Raw genomic sequence first — 10,914 nt, 5'->3', positions numbered from 1 at the left:
GTTCATGATCACGCTCCTGTCGGGACTGTCCGCGCTGCGGGACTGTCTGGGCTGTCTGGGCTGTTTGGGCTGTCTGGACACCAAGCAGCCGGGCGCCTTGCGACGCCCGGCTGCCGGGTGGGGATGTGGGGGTGTGGGGGTGTGGCGGCGGTCTAGAGGGGCGTCACGTACGCGCCCGCGATGCCTCCGTCGACCAGGAAGTCGCTGGCGTTGACGAAGGACGAGTCGTCGCTCGCGAGGAAGGCGACCGCGGCCGCGATCTCCTCGGCCTCGGCGAAGCGGCCGACCGGGATGTGGACCAGGCGGCGCGCGGCCCGCTCGGGGTCCTTGGCGAACAGCTCCTGGAGGAGCGGGGTGTTCACCGGCCCGGGGCACAGGGCGTTGACGCGGATGCCCTCGCGGGCGAACTGCACGCCCAGCTCGCGGGACATCGCGAGCACGCCGCCCTTGGAGGCGGTGTACGAGATCTGGCTGGTGGCCGCGCCCATGATCGCGACGAAGGAGGCCGTGTTGATGATGGAGCCCTTGCCCTGGCGGCGCATGTACGGCAGGGCGGCCTTGCAGCACAGGTAGACCGAGGTGAGGTTGACGTCCTGGACGCGCTTCCAGGCATCGAGGCCGGTCTCCAGGATGGAGTCGTCGTCGGGCGGCGAGATGCCGGCGTTGTTGAAGGCGATGTCGACGGAGCCGTAGGTGTCGAAGGCGGTCTTGAACAGCGCCTCGACCTGCTCGGGGTCGGTGACGTCGACCTTGACGAAGGTTCCGCCGACCTCCTCGGCGGCGGCCTTGCCGGCGGCCTCGTCGATGTCGCCGCAGACGACGTTGGCGCCCTCGGAGGCGAGCCGGCGGGCGGTGGCGAGGCCGATGCCGCTGCCGGCTCCGGTGATGACGGCGGTGCGGCCGACGAGCCGGCGGCAGACGATCTCTTCGGTGCTGGTGCTGGTGCTGGTCATGTCTGCTCAGGCCTCCGTGCTGATGAAGACGTTCTTGGTTTCGGTGAAGGCGGTCAGTGCGTCGGGGCCGAGTTCGCGGCCGAGGCCGGACTGCTGGTAGCCGCCGAACGGGGTCCAGTAGCGGACGCTGGAGTGGGAGTTGACGGAGAGGTTGCCGGCCCGGACGGCGCGCGATGCGCGCAGGGCGCGGCCTACGTCCCGGGTCCAGATCGAGCCGGACAGGCCGTACTCGGTGGCGTTGGCGAGGCGGATCGCGTCGGCCTCGTCCTCGAAGGGGAGGACGACGGCCACGGGCCCGAAGACCTCCTCGACGGCGCAGGGGGCGTCCTCGGTGACGCCGGTGAGGACGGTCGGCGGGAACCAGAAGCCGGGGCCCTCGGGCGCCTTGCCGCGGATTCCGGGGAGGTCGTCCGGCACGTAGGAGCGGACCCGGTCGAGTTGGGCGCGGGAGATGAGCGGGCCCATCTGGGTGCGCTCGTCGGCGGGGTCGCCGACGACGATCTCCTCGATCGCGGGGGTGAGCAGCTCCATGAAGCGGTCGTACGCGCTCCGCTGGACGAGGATGCGCGTACGGGCGCAGCAGTCCTGGCCGCTGTTGTCGAGGAAGGACATGGGCGCGGCCGCGGCGGCGGCTTCGAGGTCCGCGTCGGCGAACACGATGTTGGGGCTCTTGCCGCCGAGTTCGAGGGTGACCCGCTTCACCTGGTCGGCGCACTTCGCCATGATCGACTTGCCGATCCTGGTGGAGCCGGTGAAGACGATCTTGGCGACGCCGGGGTGTTCGACGAGGGCGTTGCCCGCGACCGGGCCGGTGCCGGGGAGGACCTGGAAGAGGCCTTCGGGCAGGCCCGCCTCCAGGGCGAGTTCGGCGAGCCGGAGCGCGGTGAGCGGGGTGGTCTCGGCGGGCTTGAGGAGGACGGCGTTGCCGGCGGCGAGGGCGGGTGCGGCCGCCCAGGCGGCGATCGGCATGGGGAAGTTCCAGGGGGCGATGACGCCGACGACCCCGAGCGGTTCGAGGATCGTGATGTCCAGGCCGCCGGCCACCGGGATCTGGCGCCCGTTGAGGCGCTCCGCTCCCCCGGCGGAGAAGTCGAGCAGGTCCCGGACGTTTCCGGCCTCCCAGCGGGCGTTGCCGATGGTGTGGCCCGCCTCGGTGACTTCGAGGCGGGCCAGTTCCTCGACGTGGTCGTCGACCACGGCGGCGAAGCGGCGGAGCAGCCGGGCGCGGTCGGCGGGCGCGGCGGCGGCCCAGCCGCGCTGGGCGGCGGCGGCCCGTGCGACGGCGGCGTCCACGTCGGCCGGGGTGGCTGCGGGGACGGTGGCGACCGTCTCCTCCGTCGCCGGGTTCAGTACCTGGAGCAACTCGTTCCTCTCGGCGGTGTCGTGTCAGAGGGGTTCGCGCGTCGGTGGCGTTCGCGTCAGTGGCGTTCGAAGGAGCGGCGCAGCTCCCAGTCCGTCACGGCCGCGTCGAAGGCGTCGAGTTCGACGCGGGCCGTGTTGCGGTAGTGGGCGACGACCTCGTCCCCGAAGGCGGCCTTGGCGATCTCGCTGTTCTCCCAGAGTTCGGCGGCCTCACGCAGGGTGGTGGGCACGTGCGCGTACTCGGCGGTGTACGCGTTCCCGGTGCAGGGCTCCGGGAGTTCGAGCTGCTGCTCGATGCCGTACAGACCGGCGGCGACCATGCCCGCGACGGCCAGGTACGGATTGACGTCGCCGCCCGGGAGGCGGTTCTCGAAGCGGGTGGAGCGGCCGTGGCCGACGACCCGGAGCGCGCAGGTGCGGTTGTCGTGGCCCCAGGCGACGGCGGTGGGCGCGAAGGAGCCGGGCTGGAACCGCTTGTAGGAGTTGATGTTGGGGGCGTAGAGAAGGGAGAAGTCACGGAGGGCGGCGAGCTGTCCGGCGAGGAAGTGCCGCATGGTCGCGGACATGCTTCCCCCGAGCCCTCGGCTCCGCTCTGGCAGGGGGGATCCCGCCGCGTCGTCCCCTGCCATCACGTTCGTCCCTTCGGCGTCCTGAAGGGAGAGGTGGATGTGGCAGGAGTTTCCCTCGCGCTCGTTGTACTTCGCCATGAAGGTGAGCGAGTAGCCCTCCTGGGCGGCGATCTCCTTGGCGCCCGTCTTGTAGACGGAGTGTCCGTCGCAGGTGACGAGGGCCTCGTCGTACTTGAAGGCGATCTCGTGCTGGCCGGGGTTGCACTCGCCCTTGGCGGACTCGACGGTGAGTCCGGCGCCGGTCATCTCGTTGCGGATGCGGCGCAGGAGCGGTTCGACGCGTCCGGTGCCGAGGACGGAGTAGTCGATGTTGTACTGGTTGGCGGGGGTGAGGCCGCGGTAGTTCGCGTCCCAGGCCTGCTCGTAGCTGTCCCTGAAGACGATGAACTCGAGCTCGGTGCCGACGTGGGCGGTGAAGCCGTGCTCCGCGAGACGCTCCAGCTGGCGGCGGAGGATCTGGCGGGGCGCCGCGACGACGGGGGTGCCGTCGCCCCACGCGAGGTCCGCCGTCACCATGGCGGTGGCCTCGTTCCAGGGGAGTCGGCGAAGGGTGGTGAGGTCGGGGTGCATCGCGAAGTCGCCGTAGCCGCGGTCCCAGGAGGACATCTCGAAGCCGTCGACGGTGTTCATCTCGGTGTCGACGGCCAGGAGGTAGTTGCACCCCTCGGTGCCGTGGCCGAGTACCTCGTCCAGGAAGAACGGGGCGGCGAACCGCTTGCCCTGGAGCCGCCCCTGCATGTCGGGGAAGGCCAGGACGACGGTGTCGATCTCGCCGCTCGCGACGAGGGCACGGAGCTCCTCGACGGTGAGCGGGGGTTTGCGGTCTGCCACGGGATTGCTCCTCCTTCGGCCTGCCGGAAGCCATAAGGTATTGCGGAAGACCATTGCTTGGGAAGTGCTGACGAGAGGGAATCGACAACGTGGCCATCACGAGTGAATCGGCGGACCGGCTGACGCCCGTGCTGCGGCCGGTCCGGGCGGGCAACGGCTTCGAGGAGGCCCTGGAGCAGATCCTCCAGGTGGTACGGCTCGGACTCGTGCCCGACGGGGAGCGGCTGCCCGCCGAGCGGGAGCTGGCCGACCGGATGGGGATCAGCCGGGTCACCCTGCGCGAGGTCCTCAAGGTCCTCCAGGAGCAGGGCCTCGTGGAGAGCCGGCGCGGCCGATACGGCGGAACGTTCGTGCTCCCCCGCGTCCAGACCGCCGACGAGGCCGAGCTGCGCCGCCGGATCGCCACGGTCGACATGGAGGACACCCTGCGCTTCCGGGAGGTCCTGGAGGTCGGGGCCGCCGGGCTCTGCGCGGCCCACGGTCTCGACGCGGCGGGCGCCGAGCGGCTGCGGACGGCCGTGGCGGCGACCCATGACGCCCCGCTGGCCGATTACCGCCGCCAGGACACCCTGCTCCACCTCACCCTGGCCGAGCTCTCCGGCTCGCCGTCGCTCACCGCGCAGTACGCAGCCGTCCGGGCGACCGTGAACGATCTGCTGGACTGCATCCCGCTGCTCGTACGCAACCTGGAGCACTCCCAGCACCAGCACACCGCCCTGGTGGAGGCGGTCCTGGACGGGGACGCGGACGCGGCCCGCGAGGTGATGCGGGAGCACTGCTCCGGGACGGCGGCCCTGCTGCGGGGGTTCTTGACATGAGACGGGCGTCCCCGGGTACGTAACCCGAAAGTAACGCACGGGGGTTGCACTCTCCCGCCGGCACCGCAAAGGTATGGCTCCAATCCATTGGGCCCGTTGCGGGGAGCTGACGCTGCCATGACGCTCGAAGAAACCACCGGGAGTTCCGGAGGCACCACCCCACCGCAGGACGACTATCTGGAGCGCCGCGCACTGCGCCGCGGCAGCGCCGGATGGCTGCTGCTCACCGGGCTCGGCGTCGCCTATGTCGTCTCCGGGGACTTCTCCGGCTGGAACATCGGTCTCTCCAAGGGCGGCTTCGGCGGACTCGCCATCGCCACGGTCCTGATGGGCGCGATGTACGCCTGTCTGGTCTTCGCCCTCGCCGAACTCTCCGCCATCCTGCCCACCGCGGGCGGCGGTTACGGCTTCGCCCGCCGGGCCCTCGGCACCTGGGGCGGGTTCCTCACCGGCACCGCGATCCTCATCGAATACATCCTCGCGCCCGCCGCGATCTCCATCTTCATCGGCGACTACGTCGAATCCCTCGGCCTCTTCGGCCTGGAGTCCGGCTGGCCCGTCTACCTGGTCTGCTTCGCGCTCTTCATCGGGATCCATCTGTGGGGCGTGGGCGAGGCCCTGCGCTTCAGCCTGATCGTGACGGCCGTCGCGGTCGCCGCGCTCGTCGTCTTCGCGCTCGGCGCCCTCACCGACTTCCACGTCGACGGACTGAACGACATCCCGGTCGACGGCGAGGCCTTCGGCTCGAACTCCTGGCTGCCGTTCGGCCTGCTCGGGATCTGGGCCGCGTTCCCCTTCGGCATGTGGTTCTTCCTGGGCGTCGAGGGCGTGCCGCTCGCCGCCGAGGAGGCGAAGGACCCGGTGCGGTCGATGCCGAAGGCGCTCGCGATCTCCATGGGCATCCTGGTGCTGCTCGCCGTCATGACCTTCTTCGCCGCGACCGGGGCGCGCGGTGCGGCCGCCGTCCAGGAGGCGGGAAACCCGCTGGTCGTGGCGCTCCAGGGTGACGGGGAGCCGACCGCCCTCAGCCGATTCGTGAACTACGCGGGCCTCGCCGGACTGGTCGCCTCCTTCTTCTCCCTCATCTACGCCGGCTCGCGCCAGCTGTTCGCCCTCTCCCGGGCGGGCTACCTGCCCCGCTTCCTCTCCCTCACCAGCCGCCGCAAGTCGCCGTACCTGGGACTCCTCATCCCGGGCGCGATCGGGTTCGCGCTGGCCGCCGGGACCGGGGACGGGGCCCGGATGCTGAACATCGCCGTGTTCGGCGCCACCATCTCGTACGCCCTGATGGCGCTCTCCCACATCGTGCTGCGGCGCCGCGAACCGGGCCTGCACCGGCCGTACCGCACACCCGGCGGAATCGTCACCTCGTCGGTGGCGTTCGTGCTGGCCCTGTCGGCCCTCGTCGCGACCTTCCTGGTCGACCGGACGGCGGCGTTCATGGCACTCGGGGTGTACGCGATCGCCCTCGCCTACTTCGCGTTCTACAGTCGACACCATCTGGTGGCCAGGGCGCCCGAGGAGGAGTTCGCCGCGCTCGCGGCCGCCGAGGCCGAACTCACGCGCGACTGACGGTCCGCGCCCGATCCCCCGCGCCCCCATCCCCCGTCTCCTTCACCCGCTCCCGTACACCGCTCTCTGGAGGACGTTCCGTGTCCAAGCCGCTCATCGGCGTGACCACCTATCTGGACCAGGCCCGCTGGGGCGTGTGGGACATGCGGGCCGCGCTGCTCCCCGCGCCGTACCCCCGGCTCGTCCAGGGCAGCGGGGGGATCGCGGTGATGCTGCCGCCGGACGCGCCGGAGACCGCCGCGGCGGTCGTGGCCCGGCTCGACGGACTGGTGATCGCGGGCGGGGCGGACGTGGAACCCGTGCGGTACGGGGCCGAGCCCGACTCCCGTACCGGCCCGCCGGCCCGGGAGCGGGACGGCTGGGAGCTGGCCCTGATCGACGCGGCCATCGCCTCGGGGACCCCGCTGCTCGGCATCTGCCGGGGCATGCAGCTGCTGAACGTGGCCCGGGGCGGGACCCTGATCCAGCACCTGGAGGGGCACGTCGAGGCGGTCGGGGTGATCGGAAGGCACGCGGTGAAGCCGGTGCCGGGAAGCCGGTACGCCTCCCTGGTGCCCGAGCTCACCGAGGTCCCGACCTACCACCACCAGGCCGTGGACCGGCTGGGCGCGGGGCTCGCGGCCTCCGCCCACGCGGAGGACGGCACGGTCGAGGCCGTCGAGCTGGCCGACCCGGCCTGGGTCCTGGGCGTCCAGTGGCATCCGGAGATGGGCGAGGACCTGCGGGTGATGCGGGGCCTGGTCGAGGCGGCGGGAGCACGCCGGGGCTGAAGGCCCCCGCGCGGCACCGTTTCCCGGTGATGGGCGCGCCCCGTCTCAGCGCCGGGGCGCGGTGAGCGGCATCCAGGTCTCCGGTCCCGCCGAGCAGGGACCTCCGTCGTGCACCCTCAGGCACCGCTCGGCCGGGTCGACGGCCACGGTGGCGAGGGTCGCCCACCGGCTGCCGAGGCGTCCTTCGGCCGGGGCGTGGCAGCACACCTCGGCACCGTCGTCCCGATGGGCGGTGAGCAGGCGGACGAGCGCGTCCGGGCCGAGCGCCGGGCCGCCGGACGCCTCGGTGCCGCGCCAGCCGTCGTGCGTGAGCACGCGTTCCGCGAGCAGCCGGTGGCGGTCGTACGTCTCCGGCTCCCGGCGGCCGCGCGACTCTCCCGCGGCCAGGGCCGGGGCGAGGAAGTGGTTGGTGCGCACCAGCCAGCCCCGGTCGTCCGGGGCGACCACGGCCGAGCCGGCCGGGGCGAGTTCCACGGACGCGGCCCGGTCCGCGGTCACCACGGTGATGACCGTGGAGGCCGAGACGGGGGCGCCGGTCAGCACGCCGACCGCCTCGGCGAACGACCCGGCCGTGCCGAGCACCTGACGGGCGACCAGATGGACGGGCACGCCGGTCGCGGCGTCGTCCGCGTGGCCGAGGATGTTGAAGAGCACGCCCACACCGGCCTCGTTGACGCCGATCTTCGCGAGGATGCCGTGCTCGGTGATCCCGGCGAAGGCCTGGGCGTCCCCGGTCACGGTCTGGAGGTGCCAGGCGTCGGCGAGTTCCCGGTGCCAGTCCCAGCACTGGCCGCCGGTGGTCCCGGGTCCGCCGCGGACGAGGGTGGAGCACTCGCCCGCGCGGGGCGCGCCGGCCTCGGCAAGGATCTCGGTGCGGGCGTTGAGCGCGGCGATCGTCCAGAACGGCATTCCGGCGCCCTCGGCGACCCCCTCCATCTCCGCGACGAGCTCCGGCGCCCAGGCACGGGTCGCCCGGACGGTGCGGAGGGCGAGAGCCGGTACGTCGAGCGTCCGGGCGTTTCCGCCGGCGACGGTCGCGAAGAGCTCCTCGTACACCTGCCACGCGCGCGTGATGCCGGCGCGGGCCTGCCGGCCGCGGTCCTCTCCGCGTCGGCGGGGTGTGTCCCCGGTGATCCGGAGGGTCGTACGGCGAGGGCCGCTCACACCTCCGCCCGGGCGGCGAGGAGGGTGCGGTCGTTGCGCATCAGGAGGGCGTAGAGGGTGGCGGCGACGACCATGCCGACGGGGAGGGAGAGGTCGACGCCGTCGAGGGCGGCGGCGATCGGGCCCGTGTAGAGGGTGTTGACGCAGAGGGCCGCCGCGGTGACGCCGGCGACGAGCGCGAGGGCACCGGCCGGGTTGACGCCGGCGGTGTACCAGAAGGGGCTGCGGGGGGTCTCGTCCGAGAGCGCGAGGCCGTCGTAGCGGCAGCGGCGGAGCAGGACGTCGGTGGCGTAGACCGCCGTCAGGGGGCCGATCAGGACGGTGATCACCTGGAGCGCGTTGCTCACGGTGTCGAGGAAGTTGGAGACGAGCAGCCCGTAGAGGGTGAGGGCGACGGCGACGGCCCCGTCGAAGAGGACACTGACGGAGCGTCGGACGCGGAGGCCGACGGCCTGGAGCGCGAGTCCGGCGCTGTACGCGGTCAGGGCGTTGATGGAGATGGTGCCGAGGACCAGGGCGAGCAGGAAGACCGGGACGAACCAGCCGGGCAGGATCTCCTGGAGCGCGGTCTGCGGGTCGGTCATGTCGACGGCGGTGGCGGCGAAGGCGCCGAGCGAGCAGACGACGACGCTGGGCAGGAAGGCGCCGAGCGCGTTCCAGCCGATGATCGCCTTCTTCGAGGCGGTGCGGGGCAGGTAGCGGGAGAAGTCGGCGCTCGTGGTGTACGAGAGCGGGCCCGAGGCGATCATCGTGGTGCCGGCCAGGAGCAGGGCCCAGAGTTCGACTCCGCCGAGCGGCTCCACGGGGGCGTACGAGAAGTCGGCGTGCCGCAGGACGGCGAACGCGACGACGGTGAAGGCCCCGGCGAGGACCAGGGTGATCGGCAGGTACAGCTTGATGATCAGGCCGTGCCCGTAGACGCTGATGATCAGCGTGAGCGCGGCGATGACCACGATGACGGCCACCTTGACGGGGGTGTCGGCCGTGAAGCCCGCCTTCTCGACGAGCGCGAAGGCGGCGGTGGCCGCGGCGGCCAGGTTGAGCGCGAAGTAGCAGACGGAGACCAGCCAGCCGCCGACCGCGTTGTTCACGCGGTTGCCGAGGACGCCGTAGACGGCCCGGGTGATCACCTCGCTGGGCGCGCCGGCGGCCGGTCCCGAGGTGGCGAGGAGGCCGGGGAACAGCCAGAACAGGTTGCCCACGACCGTCACGGCGACGGCCTGCCAGAGGTTCAGGCCCATCAGGACGAGGGCGCCGCCGATGACCAGGCTGAGGTAGTTGACGTTGGCCGCCGCCCACACGGAGAAGAGATCGCGGGGGTGTCCGTGGCGCTCGGACTCGGGGATGTGGTCGATGCCGTGCGCCTCGATGCGGCCCGGCCGACCGGTGTCCTGCGAGGCGACCTGTGCGCCCTGAGGGCCTGGGAGCGGGTCGGGGATCGTGGAAGCCATGCGGCCCTCCGGATGCGTGTGGTGCCCACCTGGTTGCTTATTGGTCGCACACTCAATAGCATCGCGGTTATGTCGTCAAGCGTTCAGCGCAAGAGAGTTCGGAAAACACCCGAAGCCCGGCGGGCGGAGATCGTGGAGACCGCCGCACGCGTGGCCCTGACCGAGGGGCTCGAGTGCGTCACCCTGCGGCGGATCGCCGAGGAGCTCGCCGTACGACCCGGTCTGATCAGCCACTACTTCCCCTCGGCGGAGGATCTGGTGGGCGAGGCGTTCAGCGTGGCCGCCACCGGCGAGCTCGACGCGCTGCTGCCCGCGGAGCGCCCGCACGGGACCCCCACGCAGTGGCTCGCGCGCTACTTCGCCCTCTCCGCGGGCGAGGCGTACGACGACATCAGCCGCCTCTGGATCAACGCCCGGCACCTCAGCCGCTACCGGCCCGTCCTGCGCGATCGGGTCACCGAACAGGAACTCGCCTCCGACGACCGCCTGGAGCAGCTCATCCGCGAGGGCGTCGCACGCGGCGAGTTCCGCACGGACGACCCGCGCGCCACCGCCATCCAGATCCTGGTGGTGCTCGACGGCCTCGGCGCCCACGCCAACTCCGACCGGACCGACCGGCCTGACGCCGTGACCCGGATGGCCCTGACCACGGCGGAACGCGAACTCGGACTGCCGCACGGCGCGCTGACCGACGTACCGCCACCGGCCGAGCCCGCCTGACCGGTCCCTTCACCGAGGCCAGCCACCCCCGCGAGCCCGCCCGACCGACTCTTCATTGACGCCACCCGCGGGCCGACCCGGCCGACCACCTCACCGAGGCCACCCGCGATCCGGCCCGACCGACCCTTTCGGCCACTCGCGGGCCCCCGCACCCGACCCCTGAACCGAGGCCACTCGCGGGCCTCGGCACCCGTCCCCTTCCCGGAAGCCCTGGAGCCACCCGTGCGCACCCGACTCGTCCTGCTCTCCGCCCGTCTGCTCGACCCCGGCACGGGGGCGTTCCTGCCCGAGACCGCACTCGCCGTCTCCGACGACGGCCGGATCGCCGCCCTGGGCGACGACCGCGAGATCCGCGCGCTCGCCGGGCCCGCCACCACCGTCGTGGACCTGAAGGGCGCCGTCGTCACCCCCGGCCTCGTCGACGGGCACCTGCACCCGGTGTCCGGCGCCGAACTCACCCATGGTCTCGACCTGTCGTACTGCGCGGACCTCGACGACGTGCGCGAGGCCCTCGCCCGCGAGGTCCGCGACCTCGGCCGGGGCGACTGGCTCTTCGGCTGGGGCCTCGACCCGAACGTCTTCGGCGACGGCCCCGTCGGCATCGCCCCCTTCGACGCGGTCCTCGACGGGATCCCGGCGTTCCT

Annotated in this window: 10 protein-coding genes; 5 read left to right on the top strand and 5 right to left on the bottom strand. The window is 72.2% G+C overall.

Annotated features, from left to right (window positions below):
* Positions 1 to 152 precede the first annotated feature (152 nt).
* From AOK00_RS09655 to AOK00_RS09645, 3 genes are read right to left on the bottom strand one after another with little or no spacing between them, the layout of a single operon-like run.
* Complete coding sequence (locus AOK00_RS09655; RefSeq protein ID WP_055599898.1) at positions 153 to 953, bottom strand: 3-oxoacyl-ACP reductase; 801 nt, start codon at positions 951 to 953, stop codon at positions 153 to 155.
* 6 nt (positions 954 to 959) lie between these two features.
* Complete coding sequence (locus tag AOK00_RS09650; RefSeq protein ID WP_055599897.1) at positions 960 to 2,315, bottom strand: aldehyde dehydrogenase family protein; 1,356 nt, start codon at positions 2,313 to 2,315, stop codon at positions 960 to 962.
* Between the two features lie 56 nt (positions 2,316 to 2,371).
* Positions 2,372 to 3,775, bottom strand: coding sequence for a glutamine synthetase family protein (locus tag AOK00_RS09645; RefSeq protein ID WP_055599896.1), 1,404 nt, complete (start codon positions 3,773 to 3,775; stop codon positions 2,372 to 2,374).
* 89 nt (positions 3,776 to 3,864) lie between these two features.
* Here AOK00_RS09645 and AOK00_RS09640 point away from each other — a divergent pair, with 89 nt between their 5' ends.
* The 3 genes from AOK00_RS09640 to AOK00_RS09630 all read left to right on the top strand — a co-directional run bounded on the left by AOK00_RS09640 (position 3,865) and on the right by AOK00_RS09630 (position 6,935).
* Positions 3,865 to 4,593: a FadR/GntR family transcriptional regulator gene (locus AOK00_RS09640; RefSeq protein WP_055599895.1), complete on the top strand. Its 729-nt coding sequence runs from the start codon at positions 3,865 to 3,867 to the stop codon at positions 4,591 to 4,593.
* A 117-nt stretch (positions 4,594 to 4,710) separates the two neighbouring features.
* Complete coding sequence (gene eat, locus AOK00_RS09635) at positions 4,711 to 6,165, top strand: ethanolamine permease (protein WP_055599894.1); 1,455 nt, start codon at positions 4,711 to 4,713, stop codon at positions 6,163 to 6,165.
* 80 nt (positions 6,166 to 6,245) lie between these two features.
* Positions 6,246 to 6,935: a gamma-glutamyl-gamma-aminobutyrate hydrolase family protein gene (locus tag AOK00_RS09630; RefSeq protein ID WP_055599893.1), complete on the top strand. Its 690-nt coding sequence runs from the start codon at positions 6,246 to 6,248 to the stop codon at positions 6,933 to 6,935.
* Between the two features lie 45 nt (positions 6,936 to 6,980).
* On the opposite strand, the gene AOK00_RS09625 is transcribed toward AOK00_RS09630, so the two are convergent.
* Positions 6,981 to 8,099, bottom strand: coding sequence for a C45 family autoproteolytic acyltransferase/hydolase (locus AOK00_RS09625; protein WP_055599892.1), 1,119 nt, complete (start codon positions 8,097 to 8,099; stop codon positions 6,981 to 6,983).
* Positions 8,096 to 9,550: a purine-cytosine permease family protein gene (locus tag AOK00_RS09620; protein WP_055599891.1), complete on the bottom strand. Its 1,455-nt coding sequence runs from the start codon at positions 9,548 to 9,550 to the stop codon at positions 8,096 to 8,098. The genes AOK00_RS09625 and AOK00_RS09620 overlap by 4 nt, the downstream gene beginning before the upstream one ends.
* A 69-nt stretch (positions 9,551 to 9,619) precedes the next feature.
* Between AOK00_RS09620 and AOK00_RS09615 the strand changes: the two genes are divergently transcribed.
* Positions 9,620 to 10,270, top strand: a complete 651-nt coding sequence (locus AOK00_RS09615; RefSeq protein WP_055599890.1) for a TetR/AcrR family transcriptional regulator — start codon at positions 9,620 to 9,622, stop codon at positions 10,268 to 10,270.
* Positions 10,271 to 10,492: 222 nt separating this feature from the next.
* Positions 10,493 to 10,914, top strand: a 422-nt coding sequence (locus AOK00_RS09610; RefSeq protein WP_159041720.1) for an amidohydrolase family protein, incomplete at its 3' end; no start/stop codon positions are given.

This window comes from Streptomyces aureus, from assembly GCF_001418135.1.
Lineage (GTDB): Bacteria > Actinomycetota > Actinomycetes > Streptomycetales > Streptomycetaceae > Streptomyces > Streptomyces aureus_A.
This window is presented reverse-complemented; position numbering and strand designations above follow the sequence as displayed.